The following is a 20,220-nucleotide window of genomic DNA, read 5'->3' as shown; positions in this document are numbered from 1 at the left end:
TAAGCGAGCCCTAAGATCCCCAACCCCCGTCCGGATCAGGCGCTTTGCCCGATTCCGGATCGCTAGCGTGCTGCCGCACCCCCACCCCCGTGAACAGCGAAGGCAGGCACGCGCATGAGCAGCACGCACCGGCGCAGGATCAGTGGCAGGAACAAGGTGATCGCCGGCCTGGTCGCGGCGGCCGTGGCCGGCGGTGGCGCGGTCCTGTTCACCGGGACCGCGCAGGCGGCCGGTGTCGGCGCTGCCTACACCAAGACCAGCGACTGGTCGACGGGCTACACCGCGCAGTACGTCGTCACGAACAACAGCGGCGAGGCGAAGAGCGACTGGGTGCTGGAGTTCGACCTGCCGTCCGGCAGCAGGCTCAGCTCGCTGTGGAACGCCGAGTCGAGCGTGAGCGGTCAGCGCGTCACCGTGAGGCCGCCGGCCTGGGACAAGGACGGCCTGGCGCCCGGCGAGTCCGTCACCGTCGGCTTCGTCGTCAACGGCACCGGCGCCCCGACCGGCTGCCTCGTCGACGGCGCGAAGTGCTCCGCCGACGACGGCGCCACACCCGAGCCGACCGGACGCCCGACGCAGACCTCAACCCCTACCCAGAGCCCGACCCCGACGGCCAAGCCCACCCAGACCGCCACCGCCACAGCCTCCCCCTCCCCGTCGCAGAGCACCGGCGACGGCACCACCGCCGGCTCCGGTTTCGCCCCGTACGTGGACACGTCCCTCTACCCGGCCTTCGACCTGGTCGGCACCGCCGAGGCCACCGGTGTGAAGGACTACAACCTCGCCTTCATCACCGACGGCGGCGGCTGCACACCCAAGTGGGGCGGCGTGAGCGACCTGGCGAGCGACGCGGTGGCCGCGCAGATCGGCGACCTGCGGGCCAAGGGCGGCGACGTCCGGGTCTCCTTCGGCGGCGCGGCGGGCTCCGAGCTGGCCACGACCTGCTCGTCGGCGGACGCGCTGGCGACGGCGTACGGCAAGGTCGTGGACGCGTACAAGCTCACCAAGGTCGACTTCGACGTGGAGGGCGGCGCGCTGCCGGACAAGGCGGCGAACACGCGCCGCGCCCAGGCCATCGCCAAGCTCCAGCAGGCCCACCCCGACCTGGACGTCTCCTTCACCCTCCCGGTGATGCCCGAGGGCCTGACCCAGCCGGGCGTCGACCTCCTGTCCGACGCCAAGCAGAACGGCGTCGACATCAACACGGTCAACATCATGGCGATGGACTACGGCCCGGCGTACAGCGACGACATGGGCACCTACGCCGAGCAGGCCGCCACCGCCACCCAGGCCCAGGTCAAGAGCGTCCTCGGGCTCTCCGACAGCGCCGCCTGGAAGACGGTCGCCGTCACCCCGATGATCGGCGTCAACGACGTCGTGACCGAGATCTTCAAGGTCGACGACGCCACCCAGCTGGTGAACTTCGCCAAGTCCAAGGGCCTCGGCTGGCTGTCCATGTGGTCCGCGACCCGCGACAAGCAGTGCCCGGGCGGCACCAAGCCCGCCGCCGACGCGACCTGCAGCTCGATCATCCAGGACGAGCACGCGTTCTCGAAGGCGTTCGGGGCATACAACTGAGTTCTGTGTGGGGCGGAATGCGCACAGCGTGAAACGTGTGCCGAATACCGCCAACTCCCTTTCCCTTTCGGTTAATTGCGTGGCGCAACCGCTATTCGCGCCGCTACGATGCCACTCCGATTGGTGCGCACGACCCGCTCACGTCGTGCGCACCCGGGGGAATCGGGGGAGCTATGGGCTCGGTACGATCGCGGCTGCTCTGTCTGCCCGTTGCCGGTGTGTTGACGCTGGCCCTGGTGGGTGCGGCGGGTTGTGGGAATTCCTCCGCTTCCTTCACCCCGACGTTCGCTCCGGTGACATTCACGCTCGACGCCTCCGGAAAGATCACCGTTTCGGTGGCGAAGAACTTCGTGACGCCGATCGGGATTTTCTCGGTGGAAACGGGGGTGGAGCACCAGTTCGACATCAATCCCAAGGGATTTCTCACCGCGGTCTTCCGCTACCTGGACCCGGAACGCGGGCTCGTCGAAGCCGGATATCAGATCAAGACGGACCGCAGGGTCGAGCCGGCCCTCGACGGCCAGGAACTCGCGCCCGCGCAGGGCGGCACGCTCCGTATCGACGCCACGGACGCCGAGCCGGGCGAGACCACCGAGCTGACGATCTCCGACACCCCGCAGGACACGCCGGTGCCCAGCGCCTCGGCGTCCGCGTGCGGCGACTCCGGGAGCGTCGAGCTGGAGCTGCCGGAGGTGTCGGCCGGGGACGCCGTCGCGGACACCGTGGCCGAGCTGTCCGCCGCCTGCCTGGAGGTGCAGTACGCCGTCGAGGAGGTGACCGAGCCGGAGGACGGGACGGTGGTACGCGTCGAGATCCCCACGACCGGCCCGGAGGGCAAGGTGCAGCTGCCGCCGGTCGACGACGGGGCGCCGGGCCCCGGCGACAAGGTCACGGCGAGTCGAGCGCAGGCGGCCACGGTCCATGTGGCGGCCACTCCCCAGGAGCCGTCCCCGACGGACACCGCCACCTCTCCGCCGCCGACAGAGACCGCCCCCACCGCGCCCACGGACTCCCCGCCCCCCGGCACCACGACCGTCCACGGCGCGGCCTACGCCCCCGTGCGCTCGGACCCCAGCCGCACCGGCATCGAGGTGAGCAACATCGACGCGGGCTTCGACTACGACGCCCTGTGCGCCCAGCGCGGTGAAGAGGTCACCGCGCACGGCAGGACCAGCGACATCTGGATCAAGCTGCTCCGTACGAACGGCGAGACGGGCTGGGTCACCGCAACGGCACTGACCGGCGATCCGGAGACGGTCGTCACGACTGCGTGCTGAGCCGCGCGCCCCATACGTCCCTCTATGCGCCCCCTGTCGGTCACCCATGGGGCCCTCGGTGATGTCGATTACGTTTCGACAACTGGGGCCGCAAACCCTTGACGCATGACCGGACATACGGCTGTTATTACGCCACCCATGTTCGGTCAAGTTGGTTTCTGAGTGATTACGACGGAACTCGACGCGGCTCGCTCATGGTCGAACCCTCACCCCTGGAGCCGTTCATGCACGATCTCTCCCCCTCGGGCCTCGCCCTCCCCGCGCCCAGCCGTCGCACCCTGCTGCGCGGCATAGGCGGCGCGGCCGTGCTCGGTGCCGGCATACCCCTGCTCAGCGCGTGCGGCGGCAGTGGTACGGCCGCCGATCCGAAGACGGTCAGCTTGGGCTCGAAGGCGTCGGACCCGGTGCCGAAGAAGGCGTTCGCCGACATCTACGCGGCCTACAAGAAGAAGTCCGGCATCACGGTCGACGTGAACACCAAGGACTCCAACACCTTCCAGGAGCAGATCAACTCCTACCTCCAGGGCACGCCGGACGACGTGTTCACCTGGTTCGCCGGGTACCGGATGCAGTTCTTCGCGGCCAAGGGCCTCGCCACGCCGATCGACGACGTGTGGCAGACCATCGGGGCGAACTTCCCCGAGGCGATGCAGAAGCTCAGCAAGGGTGAGGACGGCAAGTACTACTTCGTGCCGCTGTACAGCTACCCCTGGGCGGTCTTCTACCGGAAGAGCGTCTTCCAGCAGTACGGCTATGAAGTCCCCACCACCTGGGACGACTTCGTGGCGCTGTGCAAGCAGATGCAGAAGGACAAGCTGGTCCCGATGGCCTTCGGCGACAAGGACGCCTGGCCCGCGCTCGGCACCTTCGACCAGATCAACTTCCGCCAGAACGGCTACGACTTCCATGTCGAGCTGATGGCGGGCAAGGCGTCCTGGACCGACGCCAAGGTGCGCAAGGTCTTCGACCTGTGGGCCGAGATCCTCCCCTACCACCAGGAAGGCGCCGTCGGCCGCACCTGGCAGGACGCCGCCCAGACCCTGGCCTCCAAGAAGGCCGGCATGTACATCCTGGGCACCTTCGTGGCGCAGCAGTTCACCAACAAGGCGGACCTGGACGACCTCGACTTCTTCGCCTTCCCGGAGATCGACCCGGCGTACGGGCAGGACACCGTCGAGGCGCCGACCGACGGCTTCATGATGAGTAAGAGCCCGAAGAACAAGGCCGAGGCCGTCAAGCTGCTGGAGTACCTGGGCACCCCGGACGCCGAGGACATCTACCTCAAGTCCGACCCGAGCGTGGTCCACGCGTCCACCAAGGCCGACACGTCGTCGTACACCGCCATCCAGAAGAAGGCGTACGACATGATCTCCGGCGCCAAGTCGCTGACGCAGTTCATGGACCGCGACAGCCGCCCGGACTTCACCTCCACCGTGATGCAGCCCGCGCTGCAGAAGTTCATCCGTGACCCCAAGGGCGTCGACAGCCTGCTGTCCTCGATCGAGCGCCAGAAGAAGACGATCTTCGCCCAGTCATGACAACCGAAACCACCAAGGAGATCCCGGAGGCGGCCGCCGTGCCGCCTCCGGGCGTTGCCCCCGCGCCCAAGGCCTCCCACGGCCACCGCCGTCTGCTCACCCGCCGTGACCGGATCACCCTCGGTTTCATGGCGGGTCTGCCGACGATCCTGCACATCGCCCTCGTCTGGGTGACGGCCCTCGCCTCGATCGCGCTGGCCTTCACCACCTGGGACGGCATCGGCTTCGACTCGATCCAGTGGGTCGGGCTGCAGAACTTCAAGGAACTGTTCGAGCAGAACCCGCAGTTCTGGCCCGCCGTCCAGCACAACGTCATCTGGTTCGTCGTACTGATCGCGATCCCGACACCGCTCGGCCTGTTCCTGGCCGTGCAGCTGGACAAGAAGATCCGGTTCAGCCGCGTCTACCAGACGGCGTTCTTCCTGCCCGTCGTCATGTCGATGGCCGTGATCGGCTTCGTCTGGCAGCTGATCTACAACCCCGACACCGGCCTGATCAACAGCATCATCGGGGCCAACGAGCCGGGCAAGTACATCGACTGGATCGGCGACCCGGACCTCAACCTCTGGGCCATCCTCATCGCCGCGTCCTGGCGCCACACCGGCTACATGATGATCCTGTACCTGGCCGGCCTGAAGGGCGTCGACCCCTCTCTCCGGGAGGCGTCCTCGCTGGACGGCGCCAACGAGTGGCAGACGTTCAAGAACGTCATCTTCCCCACCCTGCGCCCCACCAACACGGTCGTCCTGGTCGTCACCATCATCGAGGCCCTGCGCGCCTTCGACCTGGTCTTCGTCTTCAACAAGGGCGCAGAGGGCACCGAGCTGCTCTCGATCCTGGTCACCAACAACATCATCGGCGAGTCCAGCCGCATCGGATACGGCTCCGCGATCGCGGTCGTCCTGCTGCTGATCTCGCTCGTCGTGATCATTCCGTACCTGGTGGCCACCTTCCGGAAGGAGCGGCGCGCATGAGCACCACCGTCGTGACCAAGGCCCGTACGCCCATCCGCCCCGCCCGGATCCTGCTGCACCTGTTCCTCGCGGGTGCCTCCCTGGCCTGGCTCGGGCCGCTGCTGTGGGCGCTGTACTCGGCGATGCGGCCGTACGCGGAGACGAGTGAGAAGGGATACGTGTCCTGGCCGGACACGCTGAACTTCGACAACTTCACCAACGCGTTCACGCAGTCGGACATGAGCCACTACTTCGTCAACACGCTGATCATCGCCGTGCCGGCGGTGCTGTTGACGCTGTTCCTGTCGTCGATGGTCGCCTTCTACGTCAGCCGCTTCGACTTCCGCCTCAACATCGCGCTGCTGCTGGTCTTCACGGCCGGCAACCTGCTCCCGCAGCAGGTCATCATCACCCCGCTGTACCGGATGTTCCTGCTGATCGACCTGCCCGGCATCACCATGTCCGGCAAGCTGTACGACTCCGCGCTCGGCCTGGTCCTCATCCACGTCGCGTTCCAGTCCGGCTTCTGCGCCTTCGTGCTCAGCAACTACATGCGCTCGCTGCCGCACGAGCTGACCGAGGCCGCGCTGGTCGACGGTGCCTCGGTGTGGCGCATGTACTGGCAGATCGTGCTGCCGCTGTGCCGTCCGGCGATGGCGGCCCTGGCGACGTTGCTGTCCATCTGGATCTACAACGACTTCTTCTGGGCCCTCGTCCTGATCTCCACCGGCGAGAACATGCCGATCACCTCGGCGCTGAACAACCTCACCGGGGCGTACTTCACCGACCCCAACCTGGTCGCCGCCGGCGCCCTGCTCACCGCGATCCCGACGCTGATCGTGTACTTCGTGCTCCAGCGGCAGTTCGTCAGCGGCCTCACGCTCGGCGCCAACAAGGGCTGACCCCCTTTCCCGAAAGAGAACCCCGTGCACAACCCCTTCACCCCGGTCGCCACCGTCCCCGTGGACCCGCGCACAGCCCGCGTCCACGAGGAGGGCTGGCAGTCCTGGAGCCCCAGCGGCGCCTACGCCCTCGGTGACACCCCCCACCGCCCGACCAACGACAACTGGGCGACGGTCTGCTACCGCCCGGGCGTCACCGTCCCCGCCGGGACCTTCCAGGGGGAGGGCCTGCTGGCGCTCGACCCGGGCGACGGCTCCCCGGTCCGGCTGTGGGCGGCGCCGGACCCGCAGCACTCGGTCCCGTCCATCCGGCTGACCGTCCACGGCGACCAGGCGGAGATCAGCGCCGACGGACCGGTGAAGCTGTTCACCGGGACGGACATCCAGTCGGTGCTGGCGGACTGGGCCGCCGGCTTCGGCGTACCGGCCCCGCGCCCGGCGCCGACCGTCTGGTGCTCCTGGTACGAGTACTTCACCGACGTCACCGAGGACGACATCCACGAGAACCTCCGTGCGATGGACACCCTCGACCTGCCCATCGACGTCGTCCAGATCGACGACGGCTACCAGAGCAAGCTGGGCGACTGGCTCACCCTCTCCGGCCGCTTCCGCTCCCGCGCGGGCATCGCCGACGCGATCCGCGCCCGGGGCCGCCGGGCGGGCATCTGGACGGCACCGTTCCTGGTGGACCCGAGCAGCGAACTGGCCGCCACACGGCCCGACTGGCTGGTGCGCGACGCGGACGGCGCGCCCCTGCACGCAGGCGTCAACTGGGGCCACGACCTGTACGCCCTGGACACCACCCACCCGGAGGCGGCGGCCTACCTGGTCGAGGTGTTCAGCACGCTCCGCACCGAGGGCTACGACTACTTCAAGGTCGACTTCCTCTACGCGGGCGCCCTGGACGGCGTACGACACTCCGGCGCGGACCCGCTCACCGCGTACCGCGAGGGCATCACCCTCATCCGCGAGGCGATCGGCGACGACGCCTACTTGCTGGGCTGCGGCGCCCCGATCCTCCCCTCCATCGGCCTGTTCGACGCGATGCGCGTCAGCGCGGACACCGCGCCCTACCGCCGCCCCAAGGCGGACGACTTCAGCCAGCCCGGCCAGGACGCCGCCGAGTTCACCGGCGTCGGACGGCAGTGGCAGCACAGCCGCCTCTGGATCAACGACCCCGACTGCCTGATGGCCCGCCCCGCGGTCGAGACCCGCGAACGCTGGGCGGCGCACGTGGAGGCGACGGGCGGCCTGATGGCGTCCAGCGACCGCCTGCTGTCGCTCGACGAGTGGGGCGTGACCACAACACGCCGTCTCCTGAGCGGAGTTGCCCGATGACCAAGCGCGCACTGAACCTTCCGGGCATCGCCTACGGCGGCGACTACAACCCCGAGCAGTGGCCAGAAGAGGTCTGGGCCGAGGACGTACGCCTGATGCGCGAGGCCGGCGTGACCATGGTCAGCGTCGGCATCTTCTCCTGGGCGCTGCTGGAGCCCTCCGAGGGTGAGTACGACTTCTCCCGCATGGACAAGATCCTCGACCTGCTCCACGCGAACGGCATCGCCGCCGACCTGGCGACCCCGACGGCCGCACCCCCGGCGTGGTTCTTCCGCAAGCACCCCGAGGCGCTGCCCGTCGACAAGGACGGGCGCAGGCTGTCGTACGGCAGCCGCCAGACGTTCTGCCCGTCGAGCCCCGCCTACCGCGAGGCCGCCCTGCGGATCGCGGGCGCGCTGGGCGAGCGGTACGCCGACCACCCGGCCGTGGTGATGTGGCACGTCCACAACGAGTACGGCTGCCACAACGCGGAGTGCTACTGCGACGAGAGCGCGGCGGCGTTCCGCGTATGGCTGAGGGCGAAGTACGACGACCTCGCGGCCCTCAACCACGCCTGGGGCACCACCTTCTGGAGCCAGTGGTATTACGACTGGGACGAGATCATCCCGCCCCGCCCGACGGGCGCCGTCCCCAACCCGACCCACCAGCTGGACTGGCGCCGCTTCTGCAGCGACGCGCTGCTGTCGCTGTACAAGGCGGAACGGGACGTCCTGCGCGAGGCGGCCCCGTCTCTGCCCGCCACCACCAACTTCATGGTGATGTACAACTTCGACGCCCTGGACTACTGGCGCTGGGCGCCGGAGCTGGACGTGGTCTCGAACGACCACTACCTCCGCTCCACCGACCCCGAGTCAGAGATCGACATCGCCCTCAGCGGCGACCTGATGCGCTCACTCGCGGGCGGCCCCTGGCTGCTGATGGAGCACTCGACGGGCGCGGTGAACTGGCAGCCGGTCAACCGGGCCAAGACCGCGGGCGAGTTGCGCCGCAACGCCCTCGCCCATGTCGCCCGCGGCGCCGACGGCATCGCCTACTTCCAGTGGCGGGCCGCCAAGGCGGGCGCCGAGCAGTGGCACTCGGCGATGCTGCCGCACGCGGGCACGGACAGCCAGATCTGGCGTGACGTGGTCCGGCTCGGCGCGGACTTGAAGGCACTGGCCGAGGTACGCGGGACCACCGGCACCGCGCAGGTGGCCATCGCCTGGGACTGGGACGCCCGCTGGGCCCTCGAACTCCCCTCCCAGCCCAGCGAGACGGTCCGCCATCTCGACCTCGTCCGCTCCTGGTACGAGCCCCTGTGGCGGGCCGGCGTCGCCGTGGACTTCGTACGCCCGGACGCGGACCTGTCGTCGTACCGCCTGGTCCTCGCTCCCAGCCTCTACCTGATCGACGACACGGGCACCGCCAACCTCACCGGCTTCGCCGAACGCGGCGGCACCCTGGCCGTCGGCTTCCACACCGGGATGGTCGACGAGAACTGCCATGTACGGCTGGGCGGTTACCCCGGCGCGTTCCGCGAGGCACTGGGCGTCCGCACGGACGAGCTCTTCCCGCTGCTGCCGGGCGAGAAGATCGGCCTCGGCGGCGACGCGACCGCAACCCTGTGGTCGGAGCGCGTCCGCCTGGAAGGCGCCGAGGCGGTGGCCTCGTACACGGACGGGCCCCTGGCCGGTGTCCCGGCGGTGACCCGCAACTCCCACGGCACGGGGACCACCTGGTACGTCTCCACCCGCCCCGACCCCGACACCCTCACCGCCCTCCTGGACCGCATCCGCACCGAGGCAGGCGTACGACCGGTGCTGGACGCCGTCCCCGAGGGCATCGAAGCGGTGCTGCGGCGCGGCACGGACGCCGACTACCTCTTCCTCATCGACCACGCCGGAAAGGGAGCCGAGGTCCAGGTCTCCGCCGACGCCACCGAACTCCTCACCGGGAAGCCGGTCATGTCGGGCATGGTCGAGGTAGCGCCGGGGGAGATCGCGGTGGTGCGGCAGCCCCACTAAAAGGCAGCCGCACTGAACAGACCGAGGCGCGGCATGCCCCCACCGCATGCCGCGCCCCGCCCCCGCTCAGTCCCCCTGTATGGCCGGCAGGCTCCCCGTGCGTGCTGCCTCCCCGTACCACAGGGCGCTCGACTTGGGCGTGCGCTCCAGCGTGGAGTAGTCCACGTAGACCGCGCCGAAGCGCTTGCCGTAGCCGTAGGCCCACTCGAAGTTGTCCATCAGGGACCACAGGTAGTAGCCGCGGACGTCGGCGCCGGCGGTGATCGCCTGGCGTACGGCGGTCAGATGGCCGTGGAGGTAGGCGATCCGCTCGGGGTCGTGGACGCGGCCGTCGGGGTCGGGCTTGTCGTCGTACGCCGCGCCGTTCTCGGTGATGTAGATCGGCAGGCCCGGGGCCTCGCGTGTGTAGCGCATGATCAGATCCTGCAAGCCGGTCGGGTCGATCGTCCAGCCCATCTCCGTGCGCTCGCCCGGGGTCTGGTGGAAGGCGACGTCGTCCGCGCCCGGCCAGGGGGAGAACGAGCTTGCTCCGTGGCCGTCTGCCCGCGGGCCGCTCGCGTCCGGCTCCACGGCCGAAACCAGCGCCGGTGTGTAGTAGTTGAGGCCAAGCGCGTCCAACGGTTGGTGGATCAGGGCCAGGTCGCCGTCCAGGACGTACGACCAGTCGGTGACGGACGACGTGGCCGGGAAGAGCGTGTCCGGGTAGGCGCCGTTCAGCATCGGGCCGTGGAAGACGCCGTTGGCGAGGTCGTCGATCTTCTGGGCCGCCGCCAGGTCGGCCGGGTCCTCGGACACCGTCCTGACGACCGAGGAGTTGAGGCTCACCGCCACGGAGTTGCGGGCGGGCATCGCCGTACGCAGAGCGGACGTACCCAGGCCGTGCGCCAGGTTCAGATGGTGCGCCGCCTTCAGCGCCGCCGCCGCGTCCGTGCGGCCCGGCGCGTGGACCCCCGACGCGTAGCCCAGGAAGGCGCTGCACCAGGGCTCGTTGAGGGTGATCCACTGCTCCACCCGGTCGCCGAGCGCCTCGCCGACGATCTGCGCGTACTCGGCGAACCGGAACGCCGTGTCCCGCTCCGGCCAGCCGCCCGCGTCCTCCAGCTCCTGCGGCAGATCCCAGTGGTAGAGGGTGAGAGCCGGTTTGATGCCGGCCGCCAGCAGCTCGTCCACCAGCCGGCGGTAGAAGTCCAGTCCCTTCTGGACGGCCGGGCCCCGGCCCGTCGGCTGCACCCGCGACCAGGACACCGAGAAGCGGTACGCGGTCAGGCCCAGCTCGGCCATCATCGCGACGTCCTCGCGATACCGGTGGTAGTGGTCGACAGCGATGTCACCGTGCTCACCACCGGCCGTCTTGCCCGGCGTATGACTGAACGTGTCCCAGATCGAGGGCGTACGACCATCCTCCCGCACCGCCCCCTCAATCTGATACGCGGAGGTCGCGGCACCCCAGAGAAAGGCGGGAGGGAAGGAGACGGGCGTTTCGGGCTCAGGCATGGAAGCGCTCCCATTGGAGGTCGTGAAGACCGACGGGTAGGAGGGGAGGGAAGGGGGGCCGAGGCGGCGGTGACCCGGCCCCCTGGAAAGCAGGAGGTCAGCCCTTGACAGCGCCCTGCATGATGCCGCCGACGATCTGCTTGCCGAAGATCGCGAAGACCACCAGCAGCGGCAGCGTGCCGAGCAATGCGCCCGCCATGATCAGGGACTGGTCGGGCGTGTAGCCGCGGCCCAGGCCCGCGACCGCGACCTGCACGGTCGGGTTGCCGTTCTGGGTCAGGACCAGGAAGGGCCACAGGAAGTCGTTCCAGGTCTGGACGAACATCAGCATGCCGAGCACCGCCATCGCGGGGCGTGCCGCTGGGAACACGATGTGCCAGATCACCCGCCAGCTGCTCGCGCCGTCCACCCGGGCCGCTTCGATCAATTCGTCCGGCAGCGCCTGGATCAGGTATTGCCGCATGAAGAACACCCCGAACGCGCTCACCAGCGAGGGCAGGATCACCGCCTGCAGCTGGTCGGACCAGTCGAGCTTGGCGACCATCATGTACAGCGGGATCACGCTCAGCTGCGGCGGCACCATCATCGTGCCGATCACGATCAGCATCATGGCGTTGCGGCCCTTGAAGCGCAGCTTGGCGAAGGCGAACCCGGCGATCGTGGACAGGGTGACGATGGTGATCGCCGAAACCCCCGCCACGAACGTGGTGTTGATGAACGCCTCGCCCAAGTTGGCGTCGGTCCAGGCGATTTCGAGCTTGTCGAACAGGCCGGAGCCGAACCAGAACGGCGGCGGGTTCTGTGCCAGCCGCTGGTTGTCGCGCGAGGCGGCGATCGCCGTCCACACCAGCGGGAACAGCGAGCCGATGGTGAACAGGGCCAGGATGAGGTACGCGATCGGCCCGGCGTGCAGGGTGCCGCCGGCACGGGCGGCTTTGGGGCGCCGTACGCGCCCCGGCTTCTGTTCCGGCGGGGTCGGCGGATTCAGTGTCGTCGTCACGGCCGGTTCTCCTAACTACTGGCGCGCAGCCGGCGCGAGATGACGTAGTTGACGATCCCGATGACGATGAGGATCAGGAACATCGTCCACGCGATCGCCGAGGCACGGCCGAGGTGCTGGTTGACCCAGCCCTGCTCGTACAGATACAGGCCGAGCGTCTGGAACTGGTGCTGGGCTCCGCCGGAGGCACCCTTGTTGGCGTCGAACAGCAGCGGCTCGCCGAAGAGCTGGGAGGCGCCGATGGTCGAGACGACCACCGTGAACAGGATCGTCGGCCGCAGCGACGGCAGCGTCACATGGAAGAACTGCTGCCAGCGGTTGGCCCCGTCCAGGGCCGCGGACTCGTACAGGTCCTGCGGGATCGCCTGCATCGCCGCCAGATAGATCAGCGCGTTGTAGCCGGTCCAGCGCCAGATGACGATCGTGGAGACCGCGATCTGCGAGGCCCACTTGTCGTTCTGCCAGTCGATGTTGTCGATGCCGGCGAGGTTCAGCGCCCAGTTGATCATGCCGTAATCACGGCCGAAGAGCAGGACGAAGACGAGCGAGGCGGCGGCGATCGATGTCGCGTACGGGGCGAGCATCGCGACCCGGTAGAAGGTCGAGGCGCGCAGCTTGTAGTTGAGGATGTGCGCCAGGCCCATCGCCATCAGCAACTGCGGGACGGTCGAGATGATCCCGATGGTCAGCGTGTTCTTCGCCGCGTTCCAGAAGAAGTCGTCCTCGAAGATGCGCGTGTAGTTGCGCATCCCCACCCAGCTCATGTCAGTGGGCGCGGTCAACTCCACCTGGTGCAGCGAGGCCCAGCCGGTGTAGATCAGCGGGAACAGACCGAACGCGAGGAACAGCAAGAAGAACGGGGAAACGAAGGCGTACGGGCTCCAGCGCATGTCCCGCTGCCAGCGGCGCGACAGCCGGGCTCGGCGGCGCTCGTCGGCCGGGGGTCCCGCGGGCGGGCGGGCCGGGGCCGCGCCCCCCTCCTTGGCGGGGGGCGCGGCAGCGGTTTCGTGCCCAGTGGTCATACGGGTCACTGGTCCAGGTTGTTGTCGATGGTCTTGACGGCGTTCTTCCAGGCTTCCTCGGGAGACTTGCCCTGGGTCACCAGGATGACGCCGTTGTCGGTCAGGCCCTGCTGGATGATCTGGTCCTTCGGGCCGATCGTCTGCACGGGGATGTTCTCGGCGGCCTGGGCGAAGATCGTGCCGATCGGCGCGTCACCAGTCATGTCGTTCTTCGCACTCGTCACCTCGGTCGACTCGTACGCGGCCGGGGTGCTCGGGAAGCTGCCCTGTACGCCGAACAGCTTGGCCTGCTGCTCGGGCGCGGTCAGCCAGGCGGCCAGCTTCGCCGCCTCCTCGGTGTTCTTGCCGGACTTGGGCACGGTCAGGAAGGAGCCGCCCCAGTTGCCGGACTTCGGCGCCTGGGCGATGTCCCACTTGCCGGCCGACTCGGGCTTCGACTTGCCCTTGATGTAGCCGAGCATCCAAGGCGGGCAGGACATCGCGGCGAACTTGCTGTTGGCGATCGTCGTGTCCCAGGCCGGCTGGAACTGCGTCTGGTTGCCGATCAGCCCGTCTTCGGCGGCCTGCGCGGTGAGGTCGAAGGCGTCCTTCACGGCCGGGTTCGTCTTGTAGATGACCTTGCCCGACGAGTCGTAGAACCGGTCCTTCTCACCGCTGAGGATCGCCTGGATCAGACCGCCGGGGGAGTCCAGGAAGGTAGTGCCCTTGGGCGCCTTGTCCTGGTACTGCTTGCCGACGTCGACGAACTTGTCCCAGCTGCCGGCCCACAGCTTGCCGACTTCCTCGCGGTCCGTGGGCAGACCGGCCGCCTTGAACAGGTCCGTGCGGTAGCAAATGGCCATCGGTCCGATGTCCGTGCCGACACCGATGGTCTGGCCGTCCTTCGTGGTGGCCTGCTGCCACTTCCACTCGAGGTAGTCGCTCTTCTTGCCGTACTTCGACAGGTCGAGCAGCTTGTCCGACTGGGTCTCGACGATCTCGGCGATGTTGCCGACCTCGACCATCTGGATGTCCTGGAGACCGCTGTTGGTGGTGAGGTGGTTGATGAGCGCCGGGTAGTAGTTCTCGTTCCGTTCCACGACGGTCTGCTGGATGTCGATGTCCGGGTGGAGCTTCTCGTACTCCTTGTACAGGCCGGATTCCTCGAAGCCCGCGGTGCCGAAAAGCCCGAGGGTGATCTTGGTCTTGCCTCCGCCGCCGCCCTCCGACGACGAGCCTCCGTCGTCGTTTCCGTCGTCGGCACAGCCGGCCAGCAGCCCGGCGCCCAGCGACGCGACGGCCGCGAGGACTACCGCCCTGCGGGCGGTTCGGGTACGTGCTCGCATTGCGTCCTCCTGTTGCCCTGACGTGCCGACCCCCCGGCCAACGGCATTGTTGGGCCCGTTAGTTCTCGCTGCGGCTCGGGCGGGGAACGTGCGGGATGTGTATGTGTCAGGTACTGTGGGAGCGCTCCCACAGGTGATGTGTTGAAGACTCGTCGGTCCGAGCGGGGGTGTCAAGGGAGCGGGCGCGGAGATATGCGTTCAGTTATCGGGACGTTAACTGGACCTCGGCGGCAGGGCCCGGCCCGTCGGGGGCGGCTCGGAAAGTCACCATCCCAGCCGGGACTGTTAGATTCCAGGCCGGCGCGGTGACGGCGGAAAGGCGGAGCCACATGGCAATCCATGGAGCGCGGGGCCGAAGCGGTGGTCGGCCCACCCTCGAAGAGGTCGCCGCCCGCGCCGGAGTCGGCCGGGGCACGGTCTCCCGGGTGATCAACGGCTCGCCCCGGGTCAGCGACGCCACCCGTGCGGCCGTCGAGGCGGCGGTCGCGGAGCTCGGCTACGTCCCGAACACGGCCGCCCGCGCCCTCGCCGCCAACCGGACGGACGCGATCGCCCTGGTCGTCCCCGAGCCGGAGACGCGCTTCTTCTCGGAGCCGTACTTCTCGGACATCCTCAAGGGCGTCGGCGCCGAACTCTCCGACACCGAGATGCAGTTGCTGCTGATCTTCGCGGGCAGCGACCGGGAGCGCGCCCGCCTGGCCCAGTACCTCGCCGCCCACCGCGTCGACGGCGTCCTGCTGGTCTCGGTCCACGCGGACGACCCGCTCCCCGACCTCCTCGCCCAACTGGAGATACCCGCGGTCATCAGCGGCCCCAGGTCGGCCGCCGAGACGCTCACCTCGGTCGACTCCGACAACTATGGCGGCGCGCGCTCAGCCGTCGAGCACCTCCTCGCCGGCGGTCGCCGCACGATCGCCCACATCACCGGCCGTCAGGACGTCTACGGCGCCCAGCGCCGCGTCGACGGCTACCGCGACGCCCTGCGCGACGCGGGCCACGAGGCCGACGATCGCCTCATCGAACCCGGCGACTTCACGGAGGAGGGCGGCCACCGGGCGATGGCCGCGCTCCTCGACCGCTGCCCCGACCTCGACGCCGTCTTCGCCGCCTCGGACGTCACCGCGGCCGGCGCCCGCCAGGTCCTCCGCGAGGCCGGCCGCCGCATCCCCGACGACGTCGCCCTCGTCGGCTACGACGACTCCGCCATCGCCCGCCACATGGACCCGCCCCTCACCAGCGTCCGCCAGCCCATAGAGGAAATGGGCCGCACCATGATCGACCTCCTCCTCACCGAAATAGCCGACCGCCGCCCCCCGGCCTCCCGAGGCCTGGAGCGCCACCAACTGGTCCTGGCGACGGAACTGGTGCCGCGCACGTCGTCATGACGTCATCGGTGCGGAGAGAGCCGCCACCGCACCTCGCCGTCGTGTTCCTCGTCCGTGGGAGACAGGCCGGCGGCCCTGGCCACAGCGGCCGAGGCGTGGTGGGACGGATGGATGTGGGCGATCACCGTGAGCCCCGGGGATCGCTCCCGTAGCCAGGCCACAAGCCCTCGCGCCGCCTCGGAGGCATAACCGCGTCCTTGCCACGGCGTGCCCACGACCCAGGCGATCTCCGCGGTCGGCCCCGTGATCGTGGCCTGGACGGTGCCCATGAAGTGGGAGTCGGTGCGGCGGCGCAGGACCCAGTTGCACCAGGAGACGGCCGGGTCGGGGGAGCCGGCGACGAGGCGTTCGTAGCGGGTGCGGAGAGCTTCGGGGGTGCTCGGAGTGCCACCGATGTAGGTGTGCAGGGCCGGGTCGGAGAGTACGGCGGCCATCTCGAGTGCGTGCTCGACGCGCAGGGGGAGGAGGTCGAGGCGGGCGGTGTGGATCGGTTCGGTGTGCAACAGGACCCCCGGAAACGGAATCAGCCGGTGGCTTCGATTTCTCGAAGTCACCGGCTGATTACTCAGGGTGAGTGACGGGACTCGAACCCGCGGCATCCTGGACCACAACCAGGTGCTCTACCAGCTGAGCTACACCCACCATGACCGGCGGTTCGACGAGTGTTCTCCCCGACCGGCCGAGAAAAAGTGTACAGGGTCCGAAGGGGTGCTCGCGCCTGGCTTTCGCGGCGCCCCACTCAACGCCCCTGACCTGCCTACTGAGCAGGCAGAACGTACTTCGCGGCAATCGTCCTCGCCGTGTCCGAGTCGGGGCCGGGCTGGGGGACGAAGACGGCCTCGCGGTAGTAGCGCAGTTCCGCGATGGACTCGCGGATGTCGGCGAGGGCGCGGTGGTTGCCGTTCTTCTCGGGGCTGTTGAAGTACGCGCGCGGGTACCAGCGCCGGGCCAGCTCCTTGATCGACGACACATCGACGATGCGGTAGTGGAGGTACTCCTCGACCTTCGGCATGTCCCGCAGGAGGAAACCGCGGTCCGTGCCGACGGAGTTGCCGCACAGCGGGGCCTTGCCGGGCTCCTTGACGTGTTCCCGGACGTAGGCGAGCACCTGCTCCTCGGCGTCCGCCAAAGTCGTGCCGGCCGGGAGCTCGTCGAGCAGTCCGGAGGCGGTGTGCATCTGACGCACCACGTCCGGCATCGTCTCCAGCGCGGAGTCCGGCGGACGGATGACGATGTCCACACCCTCGCCCAGCACGTTCAGCTCGGAGTCGGTGACGAGGGCGGCCACTTCGATGAGCGCGTCGTCGGACAGCGAGAGGCCGGTCATCTCGCAGTCGATCCAGACCATACGATCGTTCATGCGACCACCCTAAAGCCGACCTCCGCTTATGAGGGCCCCGCGGTGGCGCCGGGCTCACGCCGGGCGCGGTGGTGAGGGGCGCGGAAATCTCCGGGCGTGGAGATTCCCCGGCGTGGAGATTCCACGCCCCTCACCATCGACATCGGCCTACGATCCGCTGCGCTGCCCCGGCAATGTCGCCCGGCTTCCCGCATACGCCTCACGGACGTGCTCGCCGGACGCGGTCGCCGCCAGCGACGGCGACGGTCCGACCGCGCTCGCCGCCGCTGTACGGCGGGTCTGCATCGGGACCGGGCCGGGGCCCTCCGAATGGAGCGCGGGCGCCGGGCTCGGGGAGCCCGGTGAGCCGGTCGAGGCCGACGCTCCGTCGGTGTCCACCGGCTTCTCGCCCTGTGGCCTGCGCGCCCGGTACGCGGCCCGGTACGCCGCGGGCGACGAGCCGAGCTGGCGGCGGAAGTGCCCGCGCAGCGCCACCGGCGAACGGAAGCCGCAGCGGCCCGCGACCTCGTCCACCGAGTAGTCCGACGTCTCCAGCAGCCGCTGCGCCTGGAGCACCCGCTGCGTGATCAGCCACTGCAGCGGGGCGCTTCCGGTCAGCGAGCGGAACCGGCGGTCGAACGTACGACGGCTCATGTACGCGCGCGCGCGGCGAGCGTCTCCACGTCGAACTGCTCGTGGAGGTGCTCCAGCGCCCAGGCGACGACCTCGGCCAGCGGGTCGGCGCCGATCTCCTCTGGTAAAGATCGATCGAGGTAGCGCTCCTGGCCGCCGCTCCGGCGCGGCGGGACCACCAGGCGCCGGGCGAGCGCGCCCGCCGCCTCGTTGCCGTGGTCCGTCCGCACGATGTGCAGGCACAGGTCGATTCCGGCCGCGGTGCCCGCGCTCGTCAGTACGTCGCCGTCGTCCACGAAGAGTTCCCGTGGGTCGACGTGCACCGACGGATAGCGCTTGGCCAGCGTCGGCGCGTACATCCAGTGGGTGGTCGCGGGGCGGCCGTCCAGCAGGCCGGCCGCCGCCAGTACGAAGGCGCCGGTGCACAGCCCTACGATGCGGGCGCCCTCTTCGTGTGCCCGGCGGAGTGCTTCTAGCGCCTCCTCCGGTGGCGGGGAAGTGATCGAGCGCCAGGCAGGCACGACGACCGTGCCCGCCCGCGAGATCGCTTCCAGGCCATGCGGTGCGGAGAGCTCCAGGCCCCCCGTGGTCCGCAGCGGTCCTTCTTCGCCACCGCACACCAGCAGTCGGTAGCGCGGTACGCCGGCGTCCTGGCGGTCGATTCCGAACACCGACAACGGTATGGAACTCTCGAAGATGGGGCCGCCGCTGAACAGCAGCACCGCGACGATCTCCTTGCGGCGTCGCCCGGAAAGTTTCCGGGCCGCGGCTTCCGGCGCGGCAGTGGAGTCGTGGCTCATACTGCTAAGCCCCCCTCGGTGGTCGCGGCTCCTCGGTTGTGTCGCTCCTGCACGTTTCCCCTCGGTCCTGCACGAGTCCCCCGCCGTAAGACAGTCAAGATCGAATCTACTGCGTCCCGTGGTGCCGGGGTGACCAGTTCATCACCCGGCACATTGTCGACTTGGCAACTTGGCGTGAAGCATTCGATCACGAAGCGTTGCACTCGCGGGGCGTGCAGGGAAGTGCGCCTCGTCGCAGTGGCCAATCCCTGTAGGGTGCGCACGCCCTTCGAGGCCCTTTCCGTGCAGGTGGAACGGGGCGTGGGGGGTGCTCCGGGCAAGGGGCGTGCGGTGGCCAGAAGTTGGCTGAAAAGAAGCGGTTCCGGGTGCGGAAACCGGTCAGTCGACCGGTGAGTTTCCCCCAGTGTGACGTCCGCCTCGATGGGCCCCCGTTCCGCTCCTGTGGTGACGGCCCCGGTGTGGTGCGGGTTCGTCGGTGAGCGGTCGGGCGGCGCTGCGTTCGGACTGGCGCAGCAGTACCCGGCAGACGGCGGTGACGGCCGCCAGGCCGAGGGCCGTACCCGTGGCGCCGGCGAGCGAGGTGCCGTACACGACAAGGACGACGGGGACGAGTACACAGCTGAAGGCCGCCCAGCGGACCACGTCGGTCGCGGTGTCCTGGGAGTGGGGGGCCTCGGGGGTGGAACGTGGGCCGGACATTGCGTGCTCCCGGGGGTTGGTCGGTCGCCGGGTTCAACGCCTGTTCGAGGTGTCGGTCACTGTACGTGCTGCTCCGGCCCCGCGCAGGCCGGGTAAGTGAATGCTGTGCAAACCGCCTGTACGGCGCAGCAACCATTGCGTTACGGGCGTGGCCTCGTGCATGCTCCCTGGAACCCCCGCGGAGGTTGCGCGGGATCTGGGCTTAAGGAGGCGTGCCGCCGTACCCTTGGGGGTATGGGGTTGGGAAGATGATTCCCGGACACAGCTCCGCCGCACACTGTCGTCCCTCCCAAAAGGATCACAACGCCGAGACAGCCATGGCCGGTCACGAATTCTTCGAACCCGCGGACCGCAAGCGGCCGGTCGCCGACCACACGGCGGCCGATCCCCTGGCGGCGGAAGAGTCACGCCGTTCCTGCGATCCCGCTTTCAAGCACGGCGTCGTCGTCGGCTTCGACGGCTCCACCTCGAGTGAGCGCGCCCTCGCGTACGCCATCGGGATGGCCCATCGCTCCGGGTCGGGCCTGATCATCGTCCATGTGGCCAACCGGCTGCCCACCACCGTGTGGGCCGGCTGCGAGCCACCCGTCTTCGTCGACGTCCCGGACCATCGCACCGAGGTGCTCGGTCTTGAGCTCGCCTGTGCGGACTATCTCGCCGAGGTGCCCTGGATCCTCGTCGAGCGCGGCGGCGACATCTGCCATGAACTCGAAGAGGTCGGGCGGGAGTACGAGGCGGACGCGATCGTCGTCGGGTCCACGCAGGGCATCGTCGGACGGATCTTCGGGTCCGTTGCCGGGAGGCTCGCCAAGCGTGCGAAGCGGCCCGTCGTTGTCATTCCGTAACTCGCCGTTGTCCCAGGTGAGATGTGCCGTTGGCGCGGCCGGACCTTCTTTGTGCAGAGCGTAAAACTACTCGTGCGTAGAGGTGTTTG

General features: G+C 68.9%; 16 protein-coding genes, 1 tRNA gene and 1 pseudogene. 9 read left to right on the top strand and 9 right to left on the bottom strand.

From position 1 onward, the window contains the following. The first annotated feature begins 114 nt into the window (after positions 1 to 114). The 7 genes from AB0I98_RS10520 to AB0I98_RS10490 all read left to right on the top strand — a co-directional run bounded on the left by AB0I98_RS10520 (position 115) and on the right by AB0I98_RS10490 (position 9,589). A complete protein-coding gene (locus AB0I98_RS10520; protein ID WP_362938310.1) occupies positions 115 to 1,578 on the top strand; it encodes a cellulose binding domain-containing protein in 1,464 nt (487 codons plus the stop codon). Positions 1,579 to 1,871: 293 nt separating this feature from the next. Beyond that, positions 1,872 to 2,855 carry a hypothetical protein gene (locus AB0I98_RS10515; RefSeq protein ID WP_362938307.1) on the top strand — a complete coding sequence of 328 codons (984 nt, stop codon included), beginning with the start codon at positions 1,872 to 1,874 and terminating at the stop codon, positions 2,853 to 2,855. A 224-nt stretch (positions 2,856 to 3,079) separates the two neighbouring features. Then, the gene (locus tag AB0I98_RS10510) at positions 3,080 to 4,393 is read left to right on the top strand and encodes an ABC transporter substrate-binding protein (RefSeq protein WP_362938304.1); all 1,314 of its coding nucleotides are present in this window, start codon (positions 3,080 to 3,082) and stop codon (positions 4,391 to 4,393) included. After that, positions 4,390 to 5,367 (top strand): sugar ABC transporter permease, encoded by a 978-nt coding sequence (locus tag AB0I98_RS10505; RefSeq protein ID WP_362938301.1) that lies wholly within the window; start codon positions 4,390 to 4,392, stop codon positions 5,365 to 5,367. The genes AB0I98_RS10510 and AB0I98_RS10505 overlap by 4 nt, the downstream gene beginning before the upstream one ends. Continuing rightward, a complete protein-coding gene (locus tag AB0I98_RS10500) occupies positions 5,364 to 6,248 on the top strand; it encodes a carbohydrate ABC transporter permease (protein ID WP_362938298.1) in 885 nt (294 codons plus the stop codon). The genes AB0I98_RS10505 and AB0I98_RS10500 overlap by 4 nt, the downstream gene beginning before the upstream one ends. A 24-nt stretch (positions 6,249 to 6,272) precedes the next feature. Beyond that, positions 6,273 to 7,586, top strand: coding sequence for a glycoside hydrolase family 36 protein (locus AB0I98_RS10495; RefSeq protein WP_362938295.1), 1,314 nt, complete (start codon positions 6,273 to 6,275; stop codon positions 7,584 to 7,586). Next, positions 7,583 to 9,589: a beta-galactosidase gene (locus AB0I98_RS10490; RefSeq protein ID WP_362938292.1), complete on the top strand. Its 2,007-nt coding sequence runs from the start codon at positions 7,583 to 7,585 to the stop codon at positions 9,587 to 9,589. The genes AB0I98_RS10495 and AB0I98_RS10490 overlap by 4 nt, the downstream gene beginning before the upstream one ends. Before the next feature lie 66 nt (positions 9,590 to 9,655). Here the strand turns inward: AB0I98_RS10490 and AB0I98_RS10485 are convergent, their stop codons facing one another. The 4 genes from AB0I98_RS10485 to AB0I98_RS10470 form a co-directional block, all read right to left on the bottom strand. After that, the gene (locus AB0I98_RS10485) at positions 9,656 to 11,083 is read right to left on the bottom strand and encodes a GH1 family beta-glucosidase (protein ID WP_362938289.1); all 1,428 of its coding nucleotides are present in this window, start codon (positions 11,081 to 11,083) and stop codon (positions 9,656 to 9,658) included. Between the two features lie 97 nt (positions 11,084 to 11,180). Then, positions 11,181 to 12,083: a carbohydrate ABC transporter permease gene (locus AB0I98_RS10480; protein WP_362938286.1), complete on the bottom strand. Its 903-nt coding sequence runs from the start codon at positions 12,081 to 12,083 to the stop codon at positions 11,181 to 11,183. 11 nt (positions 12,084 to 12,094) lie between these two features. After that, positions 12,095 to 13,105 (bottom strand): sugar ABC transporter permease, encoded by a 1,011-nt coding sequence (locus tag AB0I98_RS10475; RefSeq protein ID WP_362938283.1) that lies wholly within the window; start codon positions 13,103 to 13,105, stop codon positions 12,095 to 12,097. A 5-nt stretch (positions 13,106 to 13,110) separates the two neighbouring features. Further along, entirely contained in the window at positions 13,111 to 14,430 is a 1,320-nt protein-coding gene (locus AB0I98_RS10470) for an extracellular solute-binding protein (protein ID WP_362938280.1), read from the bottom strand. Positions 14,431 to 14,759: 329 nt separating this feature from the next. Between AB0I98_RS10470 and AB0I98_RS10465 the strand changes: the two genes are divergently transcribed. Next, positions 14,760 to 15,815: a LacI family DNA-binding transcriptional regulator gene (locus tag AB0I98_RS10465; protein ID WP_362938277.1), complete on the top strand. Its 1,056-nt coding sequence runs from the start codon at positions 14,760 to 14,762 to the stop codon at positions 15,813 to 15,815. A gap of 2 nt (positions 15,816 to 15,817) precedes the next feature. On the opposite strand, the gene AB0I98_RS10460 is transcribed toward AB0I98_RS10465, so the two are convergent. The 5 genes and pseudogenes from AB0I98_RS10460 to AB0I98_RS10440 all read right to left on the bottom strand — a co-directional run bounded on the left by AB0I98_RS10460 (position 15,818) and on the right by AB0I98_RS10440 (position 19,286). Then, positions 15,818 to 16,318 (bottom strand): GNAT family N-acetyltransferase, encoded by a 501-nt coding sequence (locus AB0I98_RS10460; RefSeq protein ID WP_362938274.1) that lies wholly within the window; start codon positions 16,316 to 16,318, stop codon positions 15,818 to 15,820. Between the two features lie 66 nt (positions 16,319 to 16,384). Further along, a tRNA-His gene (locus AB0I98_RS10455) sits at positions 16,385 to 16,457 on the bottom strand. Between the two features lie 115 nt (positions 16,458 to 16,572). Then, complete coding sequence (gene orn, locus AB0I98_RS10450) at positions 16,573 to 17,175, bottom strand: oligoribonuclease (protein ID WP_210576734.1); 603 nt, start codon at positions 17,173 to 17,175, stop codon at positions 16,573 to 16,575. Between the two features lie 147 nt (positions 17,176 to 17,322). Then, positions 17,323 to 18,587 (bottom strand): annotated as a pseudogene (locus tag AB0I98_RS10445) (helix-turn-helix domain-containing protein). 378 nt (positions 18,588 to 18,965) lie between these two features. Beyond that, positions 18,966 to 19,286 (bottom strand): hypothetical protein, encoded by a 321-nt coding sequence (locus AB0I98_RS10440; RefSeq protein WP_210576732.1) that lies wholly within the window; start codon positions 19,284 to 19,286, stop codon positions 18,966 to 18,968. A 317-nt stretch (positions 19,287 to 19,603) separates the two neighbouring features. On the opposite strand from AB0I98_RS10440, the gene AB0I98_RS10435 reads away from it, so the two are divergent. Beyond that, a complete protein-coding gene (locus tag AB0I98_RS10435) occupies positions 19,604 to 20,131 on the top strand; it encodes a universal stress protein (protein WP_362938271.1) in 528 nt (175 codons plus the stop codon). The last annotated feature ends 89 nt before the right edge of the window (positions 20,132 to 20,220 follow it).

The organism is Streptomyces sp. NPDC050211 (genome assembly GCF_040656035.1).
Taxonomy (GTDB): Bacteria; Actinomycetota; Actinomycetes; order Streptomycetales; family Streptomycetaceae; genus Streptomyces.
This window is presented reverse-complemented; position numbering and strand designations above follow the sequence as displayed.